The organism is Mycobacterium sp. NGS56, assembly GCF_059812425.1.
This window is the reverse complement of sequence record NZ_JCALCQ010000008.1, coordinates 1-19904: the sequence shown is the minus strand read 5'-3', so window position 1 is coordinate 19904 and position 19904 is coordinate 1. Positions and strand designations below refer to the sequence as shown.

The following is a 19904-nucleotide window of genomic DNA, read 5'->3' as shown; positions in this document are numbered from 1 at the left end:
TTACGCCCCCGCCTTGCGGATGGCCAGCACAAATGGGCCGATGCTTTGGACGACGAAACGCGGGTTGTCGAACAGGGCTCCGCGCAGATCGACGGTGTAGCGCCGGACGTTGGGCTGGTTGGGGTAAACGTCCTCGGCCAGTCGCAGCGTGTAGTTGCCTCCCGCACCGCGGCGCATCACGAAAACCGTCGGCGGCGGCCAGGGGCAGGTGTCCAGGGCATGGATGAAATCGTCGGCGGTCCTGAGGCCGGACCACTTGTTGATCTGCGCGGCGCGCAGGTCGAACTGTGCGAGCGGGTTGGCGTAGTGCGAGGTCAGGCCCTGGAAACCCCAGTAGGGGTAGAAGGACAGGAAGCTGTAGTCGGCCGTCATCACGACGGTCTGATCGCGCGGCTTGCCGGTCACCTGCGTGATCGCGTGGTCGATTGTGGCGTAGAACTTTTCGGCGCTGGGCGGCCGGCGGTCCCCGCGCTGCCCGTTACCGTCGGTGTCGGTGTAGGCGATGGTGAGGTCGGGCCGCAGCACGTCGGGGATGTCCTGGCTGAACGCGATCGCGGCGGCCAGGCCGATGGCGCCGGCCACGGGGGCGACGGCCCGGCCCCAGCTGCGGTCGCGGCCCGCGGCGGCGAGCGCCCGCGCGAGTTCGAGGAAGCCGAACGCGCCGGAGGCGACCAGCAGCACGCTCAATGTCGGCTGCAGCCGAAACGACAACAGGGTGGTGCGCGCCAGCGTTGTCAGCATCGACAGCAGGGACCATAGATAGATGGCCAGCACGCCGATGGCCAGGGCGCCGGCCCGCACCGAGGAACGGGCCCGCAGCACCAGCCACAGGGTGCCGATCAGGCAGACGACGCCCAGCAGCGTGAACTGCAGCATCGGGAACGTCAACTCGGCGCCGTCGGCCGGCAGGTAGTGCATGGCGCTGCCGGAGTTGCTGATCGGGCTGTGCACGGCCCGCACGACGAACGGTAACCAGGTCGTGCACGCGATCGCGACGGCGATGCCGGCGATGACGGCCACGCGCCGCAGTGGATCGAGCGCGGCCTTGACTCCGCCGCCGCTTTTGCGGTTCCGCTGCCAGCGCGCGCCGGCCAGCCACAACGCCATCAACCCGACGGTGAACGCGCTGAACCCGAACAGCAGCGTGTACCAGGTGGCCGTCCAGCCGAGAAATAGCCCGGCGGCGATCACCGCGCCCCAGCCGGCACGGCCGGGCGCGTCGGGCCGGTCGCCGGCGCGAAGACCCGACCAGGTCAGCACCAGCATCGGCGGCAACAACACGGTGATCATCGCCGAGTAGGGCTCGGGCGAGCCGTAGGCCAGCGTCACCGCCGCGGTCGCGGTCGTGACGATCAGCGCGTATTCGAACCGGACCATGCGCCACCACAGCACCAGCGCGATCGCCACGGCGATCGTGATCGAGGTGATGGCCCACGGCTTGAAGATTTCCCACGCCGGTGTCCCGCCGAGCGCCGCGACGCGGCCGCCGATCCAGAACCAGCCCGGCGGGTAATACGGCGGGAGGCCGAGATAGGTCATGTCGCGCAGGGCGGGGCTATCCGCGAGGCGGGTCACGTATTCGGTGCGGAACTGCTGATCGACTGAGATGCCGAACAGATACAGCTTGGTCGCCCCCAGCGGCATGCCCAGCGTCACGACGGTGAACGCGGACACGAAGATCAGGCCGGCCAGTCGGGTCGCAAACCGGGTGCGGGCACGGGTGCAGCGCCGCCACACCACGCCGACGGCGACCAGGCCGGCCAGGCAGCCGACCTGCCCGACGGTGGTGAGTGCGTGCAGTTGATTAGAGGACGGAAACGCCGGCCATTGGACCCCGGCGATGGCGATCAGCGATACCACCGCGACCGCAACCGCGACCAGCACCGCCCCAGCCATCTGGCCGAAGGTGGCCAGTGCGTTACGCATTATCAGATGGGAAGCTTGCGGAAGATGGGACGCGGGATGTGTCGCAACACCATCATCACATAGCGGAATGCTGCTGGTGCCCAAACCAATTCCTTACCTTTGGCGGCCGCAGTCACCGCGAGGTTGGCGACGTATTCTTTGTCGACGGTCAGCGGCGCTTCCTTGACATGCGCGCTCATCCGAGTACGAACCTGACCGGGTCGGATGACCAGGACGCGAACCCCATACTCGCGCAACGCTTCTCCCAGTCCCAGGTAGAATCCGTCCAATCCGGCCTTGGTGGAGCCGTAAACGAAGTTGGACCGCCGCACCCTTTCGCCGGCGGCCGAGCTCATCGCGATGATCTGGCCGAAGCCCTGGGCGCGCATCTTCTCGCCCAGCAGAACTCCCACCGAAACCGCTGCGGTGTAATTGATCTCAGCGGCCAGCACCGCCTTGTGCTGGTTCTGCCACAGCTCTTCGGCGTCCCCTAGGATGCCGAACGCGACAATCGCGACGTCGACGTCACCGTCGGCGAAGGCCGCCTCGATCATCTTGGGGTGGGTGTCGTGATCGGTGGCTTCGAAATCGATCAACTCGACCGAGCGCGCGCCGGCAGCCTGCATCTGCGCCACCGCGGCATCGCGGCCGGGGTCACCGGGCATGGCGGCCAATACAATCCGCGCGTGGCAGTTCTGCAGGTACCGCTCGCAGATTGCCAGGCCGATCTCGGAGGTACCGCCGAGCAGCAGGATGGTCTGCGGATTCCCTACGGCATCGAGAACCATTTAAAGCAGCTCCAAACGTCGGGCCATGTCGGAGGCGAAGACCCGCAAGGGGTCGGCCTTGCGGCGCACCGCGATCCATTCGTCGATGCGTGGATACATGGCGTGGAAGGTTTCGGCGCTCACGCGAGAATCTTTGGCGGTGTATACCCGTCCACCGAATTCAAGCACCCGCCTGTCGAGTTCGTTGAGGAACTCGTTGATCCCCGGCTTGTTGGGGAAGTCCATGGCAACGTTCCAGCCCGCCATCGGGAAACTCAGCGGCGCGCGGTTGCCCGGGCCGAAGAGCTTGAAGACGTTCAGCGCCGAGTAGTGACCGCTGGTCTGGATCCAGCGGATGATGGCCTTGAATTCGTCCATCGCGTCGGGCGGGACGAGGAACTGGTGTTGCGCGAAACCCCTTGGGCCGTAGGCATTATTCCAGCCGCTGACCAAGTCGAGCATGTGATAGAACTGCGACAGATTCTGGATCTTGCCGCTGTAGGTCCCCCCCAGCCGGTAATACACTTCGCCGATCGCCATGAACGACAGCTTGTTCATCGCACTGACCGGGAACACGTCCGGCACCGTCAACAGCTGCGGCGCGTCGAATTTCAGCGGGTTTTTGGCCAGCTTCTTCGGCAGCTGATCGAGCTTGGCCAGACTGCCGCGGCTGACCGCGGCCCGGCCCAGCTTCGGCGGCGGGCTGATCAGGTCGAACCAGGCGCTGGAGTATGTGTAGTTGGCTTCGCTGCCGTCGAGGTGCACGGCGACCGTTTCATCGAGGTTCTTGGTGGCAACGCCGTCGGCGATGAAGTAGGCCGTCTCCGTGGGCGTCATCGCGATGCTGGCGCGCAGCACGATCCCGGTCAGCCCATTGCCGCCGACGGTTGCCCAGAACAGCTCGGCATCGTCGCCGTCGGGGGTGATGGTGCGCACGGTGCCGTCGGCCATGAGGAGATCCATCGACCTGACGTGGTTGCCGAAGCTGCCCGCGCTGTGGTGGTTCTTGCCGTGGATGTCGCAGGCGATCGCGCCGCCGACGGTGACCTGGCGGGTGCCGGGCAACACCGGAACCCAGAGCCCGAACGGCAGCGCCGCCTTCATCAACTGGTCCAGGCTGACGCCGGCGTCGACGTCGACCAGCCGGGTGTCGGCGTTGATCGAGTGAATGCGGTCCAGCCAGGTCATGTCGATGACCAGGCCGCCGCCGTTTTGCGCGTTGTCGCCGTAGGAACGGCCCAGCCCCCGGGCGATCACGCCGCGGCTCTTGGGATCGCCCGAGTCGGCCACCCGGGCTACCGCCTTCGCGATCACCTCCGGATCGCGGGTAGAGAGCACCTGGGCCACCGACGGTGCGGTGCGCCCGAAGCCCATCAGCTGGGCGCGCTTGGTCAGGGGATCGGTGCTCGACATCGTCAAAGAGGGTACCGCTTGCCTCGGGCGGCTCAGCGGATGCGGAAGATTACGGCTCGCTGTACCACGAAGTTGATCACCGTCGCAGTGCCCTGCGCGATCACGAATGCGACGAGCGGCGCCCAGCCCCGGTAGTGCAGTAACGCCAGACATAGGTGATTGAGCCCGACCTGGAGGGCGAACGTGATCGCGTAGAGAACCATGACTGCGACGAACCGGGCGGTGCCGGGGGTCGCCTGGAAGGTCCAGCGGCGGTTGATCAGGTAGGCCGTGATGGTGCCGACGATGAAACTGGTGGCCTTGGACAGGTCGACCTGTACGCCCAGCACCTTCCACAGCAGCAGGTACAGCCCGAAGTCCACGATTCCCGCCATGCCCCCGGTGACGACGAATCGGAGGACCTGCGTCGTCAGGCTCAAGTCCAGTCGCGCGTCTTCAGGCGCGGCATCGGGTACCGGGGCAACCATCGAGGGGAGTCTAACGGGGCCGTTGGGGCCTCCCGGGCGAGCGTCAGCGGGGCAGCTTGACCGAGATCAGCTCGACCTGGTTCTCGCCCTGCGGCGTCGAGTAAGTCACCTTGTCACCGGGCTTCCGGCCGGCCAGGGCCTGGGCCAGGGGGCTGCGCGCGGTCAGCGTCTCGGCTTCTTGGCCGACGGGGGTCTCCTCGATGATGGAGATCACCCGCATGGTGACGACTTCACCATCGGCGAATCGCAGGGTCACCTCGGTGCCGCCGGGCAGCGTTTCGGACGCGTCGGCGTCCGTGGGCCCGGTCCGCAAGCGCCGGTCCAATTCGCTGATCCGGTCGGTGAGCACCACCAGTTCCTCCGCCCGCTGGATCGCCTCGGCCGCGTCGCCGTGGTCGCCCACCATGCCGCGGTCGTTCTTGACCTCGGCCTCGAGGCGCTCACGGCGTTGCCGTAGCCGGTCCAGCTCCGCTTCGAGATTGTTCCGCGCGGCGTCCGCTGCCGTTGGCGCCTTTTTGCTCACGTCGGTGGACCTTTCGCCCAGTTTGCTCGGATGGCGTATCAGTGTCGCACCACGAGGAGGTAGCCGCCACCATATTCGGCAAGCGCCTCCGCTCGTTTCCGAACCGGTATCTCCCAGGTCCTCGCTGGGACGAATCGCCCGCCGGATGATTCGGTCACGCCAGGTCAACGAGCGCGCCGCACGCTCCGCATCGTCGCGGCCGTCAGTCCGCCGCGCGGTGTGTCGGCGCACGCATCGCGTCGAGCCCGTCCACGGTCGTCGCGGCGATCGTGCTTCGCACCATGTAGCGCGGCTCTGTGGCCGGCCATGGCCGGCCGCGGTGCATGACCGCGCGGTTGTCCCACATCACCACATCACCGGCGCGCCACGAGTGCAGATAGCTTGCACCGGGAGCGGTTGCCGCTCGGGTCAGCTCGTCAAGCAACTCTTGGGCCGCGTCCCGCTCCATGCCCTCGATCGCGTAGGTGTGCGAGGCCATGTACAACGCCTTGCGACCATTGACGGGGTTCTTCCACACCAGGCGCCAACATTGCGGCGGAAGTGCGGCGCGCTCCGCCGGGCCGACCAGATCGGGCGCGATCTTGCCGCGCGAAAAGGCGTATTCATGCCAGGCGAACGAATCCTCCAGCCGCCGCTGCAATGCCGGATCGAGGCGCCCGAACGCAAGTCTGGTGGAGACGTATTCGGTCTCACCGCCCCGCGATGGAACGATGCGCGACGACAGCACCGAAGCGAGCGCCGGCACCCGCTTGAACGAACTGTCGGTGTGCCACAGCTGGTTCGCCTTGTTCTCCAGGGCGAGCCGGTCATCTTCCGGCACTACGTGGCCCTTCTCGTCGAGGGTCGCCAAGATCACGAGGTTGGTGCCCTGGCCCTGCGACTTCGCCTTGGTGACTTCGAGCGGCCCGAAGCGGCGCGAGAAGGCGAGCTGCGCCTCATCGGTGACGTCCTGGTCATGAAAGACCAGAACCGAGTGCTCCTCGAACGCCGCGCGCACCGTCATGTACGTGGCGTCGGACGACGCGACGTCTCCGATGGTGACCCCGCGCAATTCCGCGGCAAAGCCTGGGCCCAACGGCACGATTTCCATCGGCGCCCTCCATCCGACGTTTGAGCACGACTGTCCACCCAAAACGAGCCCCCGGCAAGCACGGACGTCCCTAGACCCAGTAAGGCACCCGGGCGCGGTACTGGCGCATTGCGAAGGCGGCCAGCAGCCAGCCGACCGCCGTCAGCACCAGCACCACGGCCCAGTGCCGCAGCTCCTGGTGCGACCCCAGCAGTGGCGCGCGCACGATGTCGAGATAGTGCAGCAGCGGGTTGAGTTCGACGATCTTCGACCAGCGCCCCGCACCTTGCTGTCGCAGCGTGTCGTCGTTCCAGATGATCGGCGTCATGAAGAACAGCAATTGCACCACCGAAAAGAGCAACGGTCCGATGTCGCGGTAGCGGGTCGCCAGGATGCCGAAACACAGCGACACCCAGATGCAGTTGAGCACGATCAGTGCCAGCGCCGGGATCACCGAAAGGTCGGCCCACGACCACGGTTTGGGATAGATCATCGCGATGACGACGTAGATGACGATGTTGTGCGCGAACAGGATCATCTGCCGCCACACCAGCCGGTAGACGTGCACGCTCAGCGGCGTCGGCAGTTGCTTGATCAGGCCCTCGTTCGCGACGAAGACGTCGGCGCCCTCCAGGATGGCGGCGTTGATCAGGTTCCAGATGATCAGCCCCAGCGTCACATAGGGTAGATGCAGCGACAGCTCGAGATGAAAAAGCTTGGAGTACAACCCTCCCATCGCGACGGCGGTGGTTCCGGTCGCGATCGTGATCCAGAACGGTCCCAGCACCGAGCGACGGTAGCGCTGCTTGATGTCCTGCCAACCCAGGTGCAGCCAGAGTTCGTGGCGGCGGAAGCCGTCGACGAGGTCGCCTCGGGCGCGGGTAAGGGTGCGCGACTGTGCCGCCGCGTCAACGAACGTCATGTGCGCCGCTCCTGTCCGTCGCTTCGCTTCGCGCGTGTCTTTGGCGGGTCCGCCTCTTCGCGCCTGCCGAACCGTTCACGACTGCCCAAGCGCCGCAGCCGAATCCATTCCATCAGGCCGGGCGGGTCGCGACGGGTCACCAGGAAGAACCAACCGAACCGCAGCCATTCCTGCATCAGCAGCTTGCGCAGGCCGGGCTGCGATAGCAGGTAGCCGCGGTTGCGGTAGGTGTAGAACCGCTTGGTGTGGTTGTCGGGATACTGGGCGTGCATGCGGCCACCCAGAATGGGCCGAAACTCATCCGACCCGCAAGGATGCAAGTAGATCGTGTCCAGGCAGGTCCCGAACGGCAGGCCGGACCGTACCAGCCTGCGGTGCATCTCCACCTCGTCGCCGCGGATGAACAGCCGCAGGTCCGGGACGCCCACCGCGTCCAGGGTGGCGGCCCGAAACAGCGCGCCGTTGAACAACGAGGCGATCCCGGGCAGCAGGTCCTGTCCCGCGTCGGTGCGCAATTCGCTTGCGCGCCTGCGCCATACCAAGCCGCGCCGCAGCGGGAACGCCAGCCGCTCCGGGTCGTCGGAGTTGCATACCATCGGAGACACCTCGGCGAGGCCGTGCTTTTCGGCGCATGCCAGCAGGGTGGCCAGAACGCTCGAGTCCTGCGGACGCCCGTCGTCGTCGGCCAGCCACACCCAATCGGCGCCCTGTGCCAGTGCGTGCAGCATGCCCAGCGCGAAACCCCCTGCGCCGCCCAGGTTTCGGCGTGACGCCAGGTAGGTGGTCGGGATCGGTTGGCCGGCAACCAGTTCGCGGATCCGGCCGGAGCCCGGGCCGTCGCCGGCGAAATCGTTGTCCACCACGATGAGGTGATCGGGCAGCCGGGTCTGCGTGCTCAGCACATCGAGCGATTTGGCCAGCTCGTCAGGGCGCCGATGGGTGACGACGACCGCGAAGACGGTGTCACTCATCCCCGGATACTCTTTGGGCAAGCGGTGTTTCGAGCCGGTTCGTCTGTTGGGTCTCCTCCAGCACCTCGCGGACGGTCCGGGCCGCGTCGTCCCCTTCGTACGCGCGCACCACGTCCTCGATGCCGCCGGCCATGCGGATGACGCCATGGTCGATCCACATCGCCGTCTTGCACAGGCGGGCCAGGAATTCGTTGGAGTGGCTGGCGAAAACCAGGATTCCGGAGCGCTCCACCAGGCTCTGCAGCCGCGACTGCGCCTTCTTCAAAAAGTCGGCATCCACCGCGCCGATGCCCTCATCGAGCAGCAGGATCTCGGGGTCGATGCTGGTGACGACGCCCATCGCCAGCCGGACGCGCATGCCGGTGGAATAGGTGCGCAGCGGCATGGACAGGTAGTCGCCCAGCTCGGTGAACTCGGCGATCTCGTCGACCTTGGCCAGCATCTGCTTTCGCGTCTGCCCCAGGAACAGGCCGCGAATGATGATGTTCTCGTAGCCGGAGATCTCGGGGTCCATGCCGACGCCCAGATCGAAGACCGGTGCGACCCGGCCGGTGACCGTGGCCCAACCCCGAGTGGGTTCGTAGATGCCCGAAAGTAGGCGCAGCAGAGTCGATTTGCCCGCGCCGTTGTGGCCCACCAGGCCCACCCGGTCGCCCAATTCGAGGGACATGGTGATGTCACGCAACGCTTCGACCACCACCACGTTGGAGCTGTTGCGTCCGATCGTGCCGCCGGCCTTGCCCAAGAAAGCCTTCTTCAACGAGCGCGACTTGGCGTCGAAGATGGGAAACTCCACCCACGCGTTGTGCGTCTCGATGTGAGGACCAGGATCCGGCGCCATTGGTGCTGCGTCTGCTTACAGGTACTGACCGTGCCCGGGTGCGCCGCCCGGCTTACCAACGCCGGAGGGAAGCGCGCCCTGACGCATCTTCTCCAGCTGCGCGCGAGCCGCCATCTGTTGCGCGAACAGCGCGGTCTGGATGCCGTGGAACAGCCCTTCCAGCCAGCCGACCAGCTGCGCTTGGGCGATGCGCAATTCGGCGTCGGACGGCGCGGCATCCTCGTTGAAGGGCAGGGTGAGGCGATCGAGCTCCTCACGCAGCTCCGGTGCCAAGCCCTCTTCCAGTTCCCGGATGCTGGTCGCGTGGATCTCGCGCAGCCGGTTACGGCTGGCCTCGTCCAGCGGTGCGGCGCGCACCTCCTCGAGCAGCTGCTTGATCATCGTCCCGATTCGCATCACCTTGGCCGGCTGCTCGACCAGGTCGGTCAGGGAACGCTCGTCGGCGTCCTCGTCGGTGATCGCCATCATTCGCGGGTCGACGCCTCCGATGATCTCGACGTCGTCGTCATCGTTGCGGGTACTCAATCCTTCACCATCCTTTGTGGACTATGGGTGTGGCGTCGTGCCGGTTCCGCGCCATTCATAAATTCGCGCACCGCCGTTGTCGTAGATCAACGCCCACGACTTCGACTTATCCAGTGACACTAGTCCTTCGGGTACGGCGAACCCCCGGACAGTCGGCGTGCTGGTGTAGATGTACCGGATATTGAGCGCTTTAATCGCTTCGAGGACCCGTGGATCGGATTCGCCTTTGCGGGCCGAGGTCCAGAAGATGTATCGGTTCGGCCCCGGCCCCATCTGTTGCGGGTAGTCGTAGTGAGTCCATAACGGATGTAGATCCGCGACGGCGTACATCCAGGCGGTGCCGTCGGTGTTGGCGTTGCCGATCAACGTCTCGTGCGCGCCCGGCAGCTTGGCCAGGTAGGCCATGGCCATCAGGTCGCGCTGGTCGATCATCACCGAGTCGTACTTGTCGCCGAATAACACCAGGTGCCGATACAGGTAGTGGCGACCGGTGAGCACGGTGGTCGCCACCAGCAGCACGGCGGTGGCCGAGACCCAAACCGGGGCAGGGAGTGGTTTGAAACGGCCGGTCACCCGCCTGGCGCCGGCCACAATGCCCACGACGATCGCGAACACCGCGACACCGGCCATCGGCTCGAGCAGCAAGGTGATGGCGGCCGAAATCCGGCGCGGATCTTTGTAGAAGAACTCGCCGAACATTCCGGCCACCGCACCGATCGGCCCACCCAGCGGGTTCCCGGCGTCGACGTCGACCACCACCAGCACCAGCCACAAGGCGAGCGGCCACCAGATCTTCTTGACCAGGAAAATGACCCCGCCGATGGCCGCCACCACGATCAGCCCGTACTGCACCGGGAAATCGTTGAGGTGGCGGGAGTGCTGGAAGACGGTGTCGAAGAGTCCCCGTTTCTTGCTGAGGTAGGTGAGAAAGGAATGCCCGGCGATGATGTCTTCCTGCCCCTGGACGCTGATGAACTGCGGCAACAGGATCAGTCCGGAGACCACCGCAACGCAGGCGAGGGCGAGTAAATCGGCCAGCCTGCCGCGTACCGGATGCCACACCGCATCCATGAGCCACCAGGCCACCAGGAACAACAACACGATCACCCCACCGGTGATGTGCACGGACATGACGCCCACCCAGGCCAGGACGGCCGCCGGGATGCGGTCGCGGTGTCGCAGCGTGGTGGTGATCAAGACGAAAGCCGGAATCGCGACGCCATAGGCCGCGAGGTTGGGCATCGCGGCGACGCCGAACTCGACATAGGGGACCGCCGTGAAAGACGCCGACAGCGCCGCGGCGGTGGCCGCCGCCCCGGCGCTACGCCACTGAGTGGTGTGCCGCCGCAGCAGATGCCAGGTCAGCATCGCCGCGCCGGTGGGGAACAGCCAGACCGATGCGGCGACCGACGTCAGTGTGTAGCCGGTGGTGGGCGCTGCCCCGGTCAGCTGGCAGAACACGGCGACCAGGGCGTGGAACACCGAAGGGTAGTACAGCGTCTTGTGGGTCTCGACGTTGCGCAGCTCGCCCATGTGCGTCGACGACGCCTGTCCAGTGTCCAAGATGAAGCGCACCTCGTTGGCATGCCAGACGGCGTCCCAGGTGCTCGGGATGGTCTGCCAATGGGCGGCGAGGCCGCGATAGGCGGCCCACATGACGAGCAGCGATCCCAACACCACACCCGCCCCCACCGTGATGGCGGGCCAGCGGGTGACCCCGCGAGCTTCGGCGTCGTGGTCGCGGAAGCGGGCCAGCAACAGCTGCAGGACTGTCATCAGCAGGCACACCACGACCAGCGCCGCCAGCGCGGTCCAGCCGTTCCACGGAATTCCGATGGCACCAAAGGGAATAATGGCGAGCGCTACTACGCCGAAGGTCAGCGCCGGGCCAACCGCGACAGCGATCGGCCATGACAACTGACTGATACGTGCGACTATCGCCCCGGGCGCTATCAGCAAGAACAATGCAATGAGCGTTCCGAACCAGAGCCCCACTCGACTAGTATGGCTGCCCGGGTGCCCAGGCTCGGGAGGCCACCAACTGGCCGGAACGTCTGTGGGACCCGCTACCGTCACAGTTTCGCGAAAAAGCGGAAGCCTAAGGTGGCCCACATGGCATATGACGTCGCCCGGGTGCGCGGACTGCATCCTTCGCTGGGTGACGGCTGGGTACACTTCGACGCCCCGAGCGGCATGCTGATTCCCGATTCCGTCGCGACCACGGTGTCGACGGCTTTCCGCAGGTCCGGACCCACCACGGTGGGGGCACACCCATCGGCGCAGCGCAGTGCCGCCGTTCTGGAGGCGGCGCGGGCGGCCGTGGCCGATCTGTTCAATGTCGACCCTGCGGGTGTCGTGCTGGGCGCCGATCGTGCGATCTTGTTGTCGGCACTGGCCGAGGCATCGTCGTCGCGGGCCGGCCTGGGCTACGAGGTGATCGTCAGCCGCCTGGACGACGAAGCCAACATCGCCCCGTGGTTGCGCGCGGCGCACCGCTACGGCGCCAAGGTCAAGTGGGCCGAGATCGACATCGAGACCGGTGAGCTGCCGACCTGGCAGTGGGAGGGCCTCATCGGGAAGTCAACCAGGCTGGTCGCCGTCGCCTCGGCCTCCGCGACGCTGGGCACGGTCACCGACCTGCGGGCGATGACCAAGCTGGTGCACGACGTCGGTGGTCTGGCGGTGGTAGACCATTCCGCCGCCGCGCCCTACCGGCTGCTCGATGTCAAGGAAGCTGACGCCGACGTGGTGGCGGTGAACGCCGCGGCATGGGGCGGTCCACCGATCGGGGCGATCGTGTTCCGGGAGCCCGCGTTGCTCAACTCGTTCAGTTCCATCTCTCCGGACCCCAAGGCCATGGGTCCGGCCCGCCTCGAGATCGGTGCGCACCAATTCGGTCTGCTCGCCGGGGTGGTGGCCAGCATCGAGTACTTGGCGTCGCTCGACGAGTCCGCCCGCGGTAGTCGGCGCGAACGCCTGGCGGTATCGATGCAGTCCGCCACGTCGTACCTGAACCGGATCTACGACTACCTGATGGTGTCGTTGCGCTCGCTGCCATTGGTGATGGTGATCGGTCGTCCCGAGGTGCGGATCCCGGTGGTCAGTTTCGCGCTGAACGGTGTGCCCGCCGAGCGAGTTGTCCAGCGGTTGGCGGACAACGGGATTCTGGCCGTCACCAACGAAAGTTCGCGCGCGCTGGATGTGTTGGGCGTCAACGACGTTGGCGGCGCCGTCACGGTCGGCCTGGCGCACTACTCGACGACGGCCGAAGTCGACCAGTTGGTGCGCGCGCTGGCGTCCCTGGGTTAGCCCGGCCCCGTCATCGGCGTGCACTCTCACGCGACGGCCTGACCCCGGTCAGTCCACCGTCAGGACGACCTTGCCGGTCACCTTGCTCGATGCCAGCTGTTGATGTGCCTCGCCGGCCTGCTGGATGGGTAAACGGGCGCCGATGATCGGGCGGACGCGACCCTCGGCGATCATCGGCCACACCGACGCGATCACCGCCTGCACGATCTCCGTCTTGCTGTTGGGCCCGGTCACCGGGCGAGCTCGCAGCGTGGTGCCGATGACTCGCGCCCGCTTGCCCAGCAGCTTGCCGATGTTGAGTTCGCCCTTGATCCCGCCTTGCATGCCGATGATGACGAGTTGCCCGTCGGTGGCCAGGGCGTCGATGTTGCGGTCCAAGTACGAGGCGCCCATGATGTCGAGGATCACGTCGGCGCCGCCGGCCTCCTGCACGCGCGCGACGAAGTCCTCCTCGCGGTAGTTGATGGTGATCTCGGCGCCGAGCTCGCGGCAGAACTCCAGCTTCTTTGCCGACCCGGCGGTGACGGCGACGCGCACGCCCAGCGCGCGGGCGATCTGGACGGCATGGCTGCCGATGCCGCTCGCCCCGCCGTGCAACAGCAGCAGCTGCCCCTTGCCGAGATGCGCGGTCAGCACCAGATTCGACCACACCGTGCAGGCCACCTCCGGCAGCCCGGCGGCCTCGACGAGGTCGACGCCAGAGGGAACCGGCATCACCTGCCCCGCCGGAACGGCAACGTATTCAGCGTAGCCGCCACCGGCAAGGAGCGCGCAAACCTTTTGCCCGACAGACCAATTCGTGACATCGGAGCCGACATCAGCGATGACGCCGGACACCTCCATGCCGATGATCTCGCTGGCACCCGGCGGCGGCGGGTATTTCCCCGCGGCCTGCAACAGATCCGCGCGGTTCACCCCGGCGGCCACAACCTTGACCAGTACCTCGCCGGAGCCGGCGGAAACATCGGGTACTTCCCGCCAGGAAAGCTGATCGGCGGATTCGGCGACGATAGCGCGCATGGTGGCCACGCTACCGAGTCCGGCTACCCTAATCAGCGGTGGCGTGGCAGAGCGGCCTAATGCACTCGCCTTGAAAGCGAGAGACGGCTAACACCGTCCGGGGGTTCAAATCCCTCCGCCACCGCTCTGGTCAGCCGACACTCTGATGCAGCGTGGGCGCGTAGCGCAGCACCGCGCCCACGCCGTCGGCCGGGGAGATCCGCTCGTCGGTGCGCACCAGGGCAGCGCCGACGGAGATCGCCGAGAACGGCAGCGCCTCGTCGGCCCGAAGCGTCTTGGCGGGAGCGGCGCCCTGTTCGGACAGCACGTTCTCGTCAGGCGCGATCGTCGTCAAGCCCTCATCCGCGACCACGGTCGCGTCCCCGATGTCGCCGATGATCAAAGTCTCCACCGCGCCCTGACGCAGCGCCGAGCAGACCGGGCCGAGTCCTTCGGCCGCAAGCCCCGACTGCCGTCCGATCTCGGCGGTAAAGCGCTGCGCCGCATCGTCGATCGTGCGCAGCCGGCGCTTGACGAATTCGGCCTCGATGGCGTGTTCGATCTCACCGAAGTCATGGCCGCTGTGGCGTGCCCCGATCTCGAGTGCCACCGTGCGCTCCTGCAGTCGCTCCGGCAGCGCGGCGAGCAGATCGGAGCGCGAGCGCACCTCACCCACCACGAAGATCACCTCGATCACCTTGTCGTCGGCGAGCTCAGCGGCGCGGTCAGCGACGGCACGCACGTTTTTGCGCGCGGCCTCTTCCGTGCGCAACTGCGGGTCGCCGTAACCCGCGGTCTCGGCGCCGGCGGATTTATGCACGGGATGGCCACCGCCGTCGACGGTCTCGCTGCGCAGCGTGCCACCGATGTGGGTGGTGATGTCGGCACCGCTGTGGTCGACAATCACGAGCACATAGTCCGGATGATCGAAGCTCTGCTCGAGAATCGGTATCAGATAGGGCAATTCGGAGACACGGACGATGTCGGTGGCGGCCGGGCGCGCCAAGTGCTCGTTGATCACCACACCGTCCGCGCCGGCGATCACCGCGCGTCCGCTGCGACCGATCGGCGGACGCAGGTTCATGATGGCGTCCTCGATCTGGGCGATCACCGACGCCTCGGCGCGTGAGCGTTCCAACTCTTCCTTGACCGCCCGCCACTTCAGCTCGAGTTGAGCCTCTGCGTCGTGGGTGTCGTGTGAGTCGTCGAAATACACCGAAGCGAACGGCCCCGGTGCATCCAGCAGCTTGCGGAAGCGTTGCGAGTCCATGCTGTGTTGGTTGCCCCGCGAGCCGGGAGACAAACACCTAGCTTCGATCGCCTTCGCTGTCGTCGAAGAAGTGCCACTCGCCGTCGTGCTGGACTTCCATGCGCCAGCCGAGCTCGCTGTTGTCGGCCTTCTGGTCGACGAACCACGCGTGCGCGTCGCCGGCGCTTTCAATGTCTTTGGTCGCGACGATGTCGCCCTTGGGGTCGAGCACTCGATAGGTAGCCATGCATGGCAGTGTTCCCACCGCCGCCGTCGTCAACCGGTTGGGATTTCGGCGGTGATGGTGTCCAGCATGGCCGTGTACCGGCGGGCTTCGGGATCCCGTCCGGGTTTGCCGCTGCTCACCACGCCGGCCGACAGTCCGCGCGCGGGGTCGGCCCAGATCGCGATGTTGACCAGGCCCAGGTTGCCGAATGCGTGTGGCGCGTTGCGCCCGAACGGTCCCCATCTCTTGGTGCCGAGGATGTACCCGGTTCCCCAGCGGGCCGGCTGCAACCCGACAGCGAAATCGGGTCGTAGCCTTCGGCATTCGGTTACGGCGCGGTACATGGTCTCCGGACTTATCACCCGCACGCCGTCGAGTTCACCGCCGCGGCGCCAGATTTCGGCGAACCGGGACATCTCGTTGGCGGTCGACACCGTGTTGGACGACGGGATGATCGTGGTGAGGAACAGTGGGGTGTTGGTGATCGGAATCTGCTCGTGCACGGTTCCGCCGATCGCCTTGCGGAAGATCTGCGCTATCACCGGCGGCAACGGACGTCCCGTCGCGTGACTCGGGGCGACCAGGGGCAGGTCCTCCTTGACGACGCCGAAGTTCGTCCACCGGAAGCCGAGCGGGTCGAGGATCTCGGAGGCCAGGATTTCGCGGATCTCCTTGCCGGTGGCGGCGTAGACGATCTCACGCACGAGCGGGCCCCAGGTGAGCGCGTGGTAGATGTGCACCAAACCCGGCCGGTAGAGGGGTCGCAGCTCGCTGAGCTTCTGCTGCGCGTACTCGTGGTCGTCCGCGCGCCTGACGTCCGGCTTGGGCCCGGTGGGGAAGGGCAGTCCCGCGCTGTGCGTCATGACGTGCCGGATGGTGATGCGGTGCTTGCCGTGACTGGTGAACGTGGGGATGTAGTCGCACACCCGGTCGTCGAGTGAGAAGACGCCGCGCTCCACCAGCATGTGGATGACGGTCGCCGCCATCCCCTTGGCCGCCGAGTAAACGCAGAACGGGGTGTCGGGAGTGACGGGGATCTTCTCGGCGTCGGGCGGGTCGCTCGGGCCGTTGCCCCAGCCGTGGCCGATCGCGCGGTTGAGCACGACGCGGCCATGCCGGCGGATGCACAGTTGGATGGCGGGGTGGAAGCCGCCCTGGTACCAGTGCCGGGCGGCCGCCCAGATGCGGTCGACGGCGGCGCTGTCGATGTCGGTGTGGTCTTCGGCGCCGATCGCCGTCACGGAGTCCAGGTCTGCCGGGACGCGGATCCTGCCGTCGGGAGTCGCGGTGCGCGGCTGGTTCACCCCAGCGAGGGTACGTGGCGTCCGGTTATTCCCCGGTGAACTGCGGCGGGCGCTTCTCGAACGTCGCCGAGATGCCCTCGGTCAGGTCCTTCGACGGCAGGAAGGCCGCGTTCCAGGCCGCGACGTAGCGCAGGCTCTCCGAGACCGCCGCGATGCGCTGCTGGTCCAGAACGTCCTTGATGCCGTGCACGGTCAGCGGCGGGTTGGCGGCGATCTCCTCGGCGGTGGCGTGTGCCGCGGCCAGAGTGGCGTCGGCGTCGGCGTACACGTCGTTGACCAGACCGATCTTCTCGGCGCGCGCCGCATCGATGTCCCTGCCCGTCAGCGCCAGCTCGCGCAGGTGTCCGTCGGAAAGGATCAGCGGCAGGCGGGCCAGGCTGCCGACGTCGGCGACGATGGCCAGCTTCACCTCGCGCACCGAGAACTTGGCGTCGGCGCTGGCGTAGCGGATGTCCACCGCCGAGATCAGGTCGACGCCGCCGCCGATGCACCAGCCATGCACCGCGGCGATGGTGGGGGTCCGGCAGTCGGCGACCGCGCTGATCGCGCCCTGCATGCGCTTGACCTCGCGGTGGAACACCGCACGCGGGCCGGCCAGCGCGTCACCGGACAGCAGCGGGGTGAACGAACCGCCCATCGCCGGCACGTCCAGGCCGTAACTGAAGTTCTTGCCCGAGCCGGTCAGCACGATGGCCCGCACCTCGGGGTCGGCGTCCAGCGCCGCGAACAACTCGGGCATCTCCGACCAGAAGGCCGGCCCCATCGCGTTGCCCTTGCCCGGTCCGATCAGCGTCACCTGGGCGACGTGGTCTTTCGTCTCGACGGTGACGGATTCGTATGCTTGCGCCATATCGAGACCGTAGCGTGGCGAATATGGCTCCTGACTTGCGACCCGGACCGCATTCCCCGCCGACCGACGAGCTGCACAGCGCCGAGGACACCTTAGGGGTACTGCAACGGGTGCTGCACACGATCGCCTCCGACGACCTGTCACGACGGACACCGTGCCCCGACTTCGACGTGTCGGATCTGACCGGGCACCTGCTGAACTCGATCTCGGCCCTCGGCGGCATGGTCGGCGCGCAGATTCCGGCGCGTCAGGAAGGCGATTCGGTGGAGCGACAGGTGGTCGCCGCCGCTCGGCCGGCCCTGGACGCCTGGCACCGCCATGGTCTGGACGGGTCAGTGCCGTTCGGCAAGGGCGAGATGCCCGCAAACAGCGCGTGCGGCATCCTGTCGATCGAATTCCTGGTCCACGCTTGGGATTACGCCGTGGCGGTGGGGCACGACATCGACGCCCCCGAGCCGCTGTCCGAATACGTGCTGGGGCTCGCGCGTCACATCATCAGGCCGGAGCTACGCGGACAAGCCGGATTTGACGACCCGGTCGACGTCCCCCCGGACGCCGGTGCGCTCGAGCAACTGGTCGCGTTCACCGGTCGCAACCCGGCGGGGTAGTTCGAGGCTGGTTGGCGAGTGTGCGGTTAGCCGCACACCGGAAGCCGAGCGTGCGTCCAGGCGCACGATCGACCGCGCGACGCCCTGGGAGCTACTGCTCCCGCTCCAGGTAGAAGTAGTAGTACTTGCCGTTATCGCGGACGCCCTTGCCGTTCATGATGCCCATCACGGCGTCGTCGTCGATCTTCTTGAAGTGATCGTGCACCGGCTGACCGTCGTAGACCATGGAGGCGGTGACCTCTCCGCGGAAATCCTCGAGCCACAGACTCGCCTCGCCCTTGCCCATCTCGACGTTGGAGAACTTGTTGCCGTCGGCGTCGAGGCAGACTAGTGGCTGCACGTCGCGCGCGGACTTGAAGGTCTTGCCGTACCAGCCTGCCTTTTCCAGTTGGCCGTTCATCTTGTGACCGGTCTGGAACTCGCCGCCCTTCCACTCGCCGAGCATCTCCTCGATCGTCGCGGGCGCAAGCTCGGCCCAGAATTCGTCGAGCTCGGAATCGGGGATATCACCGCTGCGCTGTTTGAACTCGGTGAACTTCTTGCGTGCGAGGTCCACGGCGGCTCCTTACGATTCTGTGCGGGCTATCCAATCGCGGGCGAAATGCAGCAGGGCGTCATTTTCGTCCGGCGCCCCAATGGTGACACGGACGCCTTCCGCCGCGAATGGCCGCACCACAAGGTGCGCATCGGCGGCCTGCTCGGTGAAATCCATGGTGCGATCGCCTAGCGGAAGCCAGACGAAGTTGGCCTGCGACGGCGGCAGTTTGAATCCGGCGTCACGCAGCGCGGCACTGACGCGGGTGCGCTCGGCGACCAGCGCGTCGGTGCGGGCCATCAGCTCGTCGGAGGCCGCCAGCGACGCGATGGCGGCCGCTTGTCCGATGTTTGTCACGGCGAACGGCATGACCACTTTGTCCAGCGCGGTGATCAGGTCCGGGTGGCCGATCGCGTATCCGACGCGTAGCCCTGCCAACCCGTAGGCTTTTGAAAAGGTCCGCAGGACAACGACATTGCCGTGGGTCTGCGCCAGCTCCAAGCTGTTGGGCAGCATTCCGTCGCGGATGTATTCGACGTAGGCCTCGTCGATGGCGATCAGGACCCGCTCCGGCACCGCCGCGACGAATCGCGTCAGTGCGTCCGGGTCGACGACGGTGGACGTCGGATTGTTGGGGTTGCACACGAAAATGAGCCGGGTCCGCTCGGTGATCGCGGCGAGCATCGCGTCGAGGTCGTGTGTGTGGTCGGTCAACGGCACCTTGACGGTGGTCGCGCCGGACACCTGGATGATGGGCAGGTAGCACTCGAAGCTGCGCCAGCCGATCATCACCTCGTCGCCCGCGGCGGCGGTGATCTGAACGAGCTGCTGGCACAAGGTGACCGAACCGCTACCGACCGCGATGTGCTCGGGAGCGACACCGGCACCCAGGTGCGTGGCCAGCGCGGCCTTGAGGTCGACGCTCGCGCTGTCCGGGTAGCGGTTGACCACGGCAACCGCGCGCTCAATCGCCGCCCGCACGCTGGGCAGCGGGCCGTAGACGGTCTCGTTGCTGGCCAGCTTGATCGACCCGGGCACGTTCTTGCCGGGGACATAGACTGGCAGTCCGACCAGTTCGGTGCGCAGACGGGCGGTCACTTCGACAGCTTATGGCCAACGTGTACAGTATGGCCGGTTCCGCCTGACCGGAAAGGGGTCCGGTACCCTCAGAAAGTCCAAGGGAGGCGTGCCAGAGCGGCCGAATGGGGCTCACTGCTAATGAGTTGTCCCCCTCAAAGGGGACCGGAGGTTCAAATCCTCTCGCCTCCGCCACGGAACACGGAACGACAACTAGATAGCAGGCGCCCGTAGCTCAACGGATAGAGCATCTGACTACGGATCAGAAGGTTAGGGGTTCGAATCCCTTCGGGCGCGCTCGGTGTGATGAGTCGAGTCATAGGTGACAGATGAGTCGCGTCATG

Annotated in this window: 20 protein-coding genes and 3 tRNA genes; 5 read left to right on the top strand and 18 right to left on the bottom strand. The window is 66.5% G+C overall.

Features of this window, described 5'->3' with window-relative positions:
* The 11 genes from AC5Y4F_RS18465 to AC5Y4F_RS18415 form a co-directional block, all read right to left on the bottom strand.
* Positions 1 to 1926 (bottom strand): galactan 5-O-arabinofuranosyltransferase, encoded by a 1926-nt coding sequence (locus tag AC5Y4F_RS18465; RefSeq protein ID WP_499997805.1) that lies wholly within the window; start codon positions 1924 to 1926, stop codon positions 1 to 3.
* Positions 1927 to 1928: 2 nt separating this feature from the next.
* The gene (gene dprE2, locus AC5Y4F_RS18460) at positions 1929 to 2693 is read right to left on the bottom strand and encodes a decaprenylphospho-beta-D-erythro-pentofuranosid-2-ulose 2-reductase (protein WP_067940323.1); all 765 of its coding nucleotides are present in this window, start codon (positions 2691 to 2693) and stop codon (positions 1929 to 1931) included.
* The gene (dprE1, locus tag AC5Y4F_RS18455) at positions 2694 to 4085 is read right to left on the bottom strand and encodes a decaprenylphosphoryl-beta-D-ribose oxidase (RefSeq protein ID WP_067940320.1); all 1392 of its coding nucleotides are present in this window, start codon (positions 4083 to 4085) and stop codon (positions 2694 to 2696) included.
* Between the two features lie 32 nt (positions 4086 to 4117).
* Positions 4118 to 4552: a GtrA family protein gene (locus AC5Y4F_RS18450; RefSeq protein WP_499997804.1), complete on the bottom strand. Its 435-nt coding sequence runs from the start codon at positions 4550 to 4552 to the stop codon at positions 4118 to 4120.
* A 43-nt stretch (positions 4553 to 4595) separates the two neighbouring features.
* Positions 4596 to 5075 (bottom strand): GreA/GreB family elongation factor, encoded by a 480-nt coding sequence (locus AC5Y4F_RS18445; protein ID WP_067940491.1) that lies wholly within the window; start codon positions 5073 to 5075, stop codon positions 4596 to 4598.
* A gap of 202 nt (positions 5076 to 5277) precedes the next feature.
* Positions 5278 to 6165: a TauD/TfdA dioxygenase family protein gene (locus AC5Y4F_RS18440; RefSeq protein ID WP_499997803.1), complete on the bottom strand. Its 888-nt coding sequence runs from the start codon at positions 6163 to 6165 to the stop codon at positions 5278 to 5280.
* A gap of 70 nt (positions 6166 to 6235) precedes the next feature.
* Positions 6236 to 7066 (bottom strand): galactan export ABC transporter permease subunit Wzm/RfbD, encoded by an 831-nt coding sequence (gene wzm / locus AC5Y4F_RS18435; protein ID WP_499997802.1) that lies wholly within the window; start codon positions 7064 to 7066, stop codon positions 6236 to 6238.
* On the bottom strand, positions 7063 to 8037 hold the full coding sequence (gene glfT1 / locus AC5Y4F_RS18430; protein WP_499997801.1) for a galactofuranosyltransferase GlfT1: 975 nt from the start codon (positions 8035 to 8037) through the stop codon (positions 7063 to 7065). Before glfT1 ends, wzm begins: the two co-directional genes overlap by 4 nt.
* A complete protein-coding gene (wzt, locus tag AC5Y4F_RS18425) occupies positions 8030 to 8878 on the bottom strand; it encodes a galactan export ABC transporter ATP-binding subunit Wzt/RfbE (protein WP_499997800.1) in 849 nt (282 codons plus the stop codon). Before wzt ends, glfT1 begins: the two co-directional genes overlap by 8 nt.
* A gap of 15 nt (positions 8879 to 8893) precedes the next feature.
* Positions 8894 to 9346, bottom strand: a complete 453-nt coding sequence (locus AC5Y4F_RS18420; RefSeq protein WP_231986485.1) for a bacterial proteasome activator family protein — start codon at positions 9344 to 9346, stop codon at positions 8894 to 8896.
* A gap of 78 nt (positions 9347 to 9424) precedes the next feature.
* Positions 9425 to 11398, bottom strand: a complete 1974-nt coding sequence (locus AC5Y4F_RS18415) for a DUF6541 family protein (protein ID WP_499997799.1) — start codon at positions 11396 to 11398, stop codon at positions 9425 to 9427.
* A gap of 117 nt (positions 11399 to 11515) precedes the next feature.
* On the opposite strand from AC5Y4F_RS18415, the gene AC5Y4F_RS18410 reads away from it, so the two are divergent.
* Complete coding sequence (locus AC5Y4F_RS18410) at positions 11516 to 12712, top strand: cysteine desulfurase-like protein (protein WP_499997798.1); 1197 nt, start codon at positions 11516 to 11518, stop codon at positions 12710 to 12712.
* A gap of 48 nt (positions 12713 to 12760) precedes the next feature.
* Here the strand turns inward: AC5Y4F_RS18410 and AC5Y4F_RS18405 are convergent, their stop codons facing one another.
* A complete protein-coding gene (locus tag AC5Y4F_RS18405; RefSeq protein ID WP_499997797.1) occupies positions 12761 to 13732 on the bottom strand; it encodes an NAD(P)H-quinone oxidoreductase in 972 nt (323 codons plus the stop codon).
* 37 nt (positions 13733 to 13769) lie between these two features.
* Between AC5Y4F_RS18405 and AC5Y4F_RS18400 the strand changes: the two genes are divergently transcribed.
* Positions 13770 to 13856 (top strand) — tRNA-Ser (locus AC5Y4F_RS18400).
* Positions 13857 to 13862: 6 nt separating this feature from the next.
* Here AC5Y4F_RS18400 and AC5Y4F_RS18395 read toward each other — a convergent pair.
* From AC5Y4F_RS18395 to AC5Y4F_RS18380, 4 genes are read right to left on the bottom strand one after another with little or no spacing between them, the layout of a single operon-like run.
* Positions 13863 to 14981: an Rv2629 family ribosome hibernation factor gene (locus tag AC5Y4F_RS18395; protein WP_499997796.1), complete on the bottom strand. Its 1119-nt coding sequence runs from the start codon at positions 14979 to 14981 to the stop codon at positions 13863 to 13865.
* 37 nt (positions 14982 to 15018) lie between these two features.
* On the bottom strand, positions 15019 to 15207 hold the full coding sequence (locus AC5Y4F_RS18390; RefSeq protein ID WP_499997795.1) for a hypothetical protein: 189 nt from the start codon (positions 15205 to 15207) through the stop codon (positions 15019 to 15021).
* A gap of 29 nt (positions 15208 to 15236) precedes the next feature.
* Entirely contained in the window at positions 15237 to 16490 is a 1254-nt protein-coding gene (gene lipE / locus AC5Y4F_RS18385) for a lipase LipE (RefSeq protein ID WP_499997794.1), read from the bottom strand.
* Positions 16491 to 16515: 25 nt separating this feature from the next.
* Positions 16516 to 17340, bottom strand: coding sequence for a crotonase/enoyl-CoA hydratase family protein (locus AC5Y4F_RS18380; protein ID WP_067940291.1), 825 nt, complete (start codon positions 17338 to 17340; stop codon positions 16516 to 16518).
* Between the two features lie 23 nt (positions 17341 to 17363).
* Here AC5Y4F_RS18380 and AC5Y4F_RS18375 point away from each other — a divergent pair, with 23 nt between their 5' ends.
* A complete protein-coding gene (locus tag AC5Y4F_RS18375) occupies positions 17364 to 17948 on the top strand; it encodes a TIGR03086 family metal-binding protein (RefSeq protein WP_067940288.1) in 585 nt (194 codons plus the stop codon).
* Between the two features lie 91 nt (positions 17949 to 18039).
* Here AC5Y4F_RS18375 and AC5Y4F_RS18370 read toward each other — a convergent pair whose 3' ends face one another.
* The gene (locus tag AC5Y4F_RS18370; RefSeq protein WP_499997793.1) at positions 18040 to 18504 is read right to left on the bottom strand and encodes a DUF4334 domain-containing protein; all 465 of its coding nucleotides are present in this window, start codon (positions 18502 to 18504) and stop codon (positions 18040 to 18042) included.
* A 9-nt stretch (positions 18505 to 18513) separates the two neighbouring features.
* Complete coding sequence (gene hisC, locus AC5Y4F_RS18365; protein ID WP_499997792.1) at positions 18514 to 19581, bottom strand: histidinol-phosphate transaminase; 1068 nt, start codon at positions 19579 to 19581, stop codon at positions 18514 to 18516.
* A gap of 82 nt (positions 19582 to 19663) precedes the next feature.
* Between hisC and AC5Y4F_RS18360 the strand changes: the two genes are divergently transcribed.
* Positions 19664 to 19755, top strand: a tRNA-Ser gene (locus AC5Y4F_RS18360).
* A 29-nt stretch (positions 19756 to 19784) separates the two neighbouring features.
* Positions 19785 to 19857, top strand: a tRNA-Arg gene (locus tag AC5Y4F_RS18355).
* The last annotated feature ends 47 nt before the right edge of the window (positions 19858 to 19904 follow it).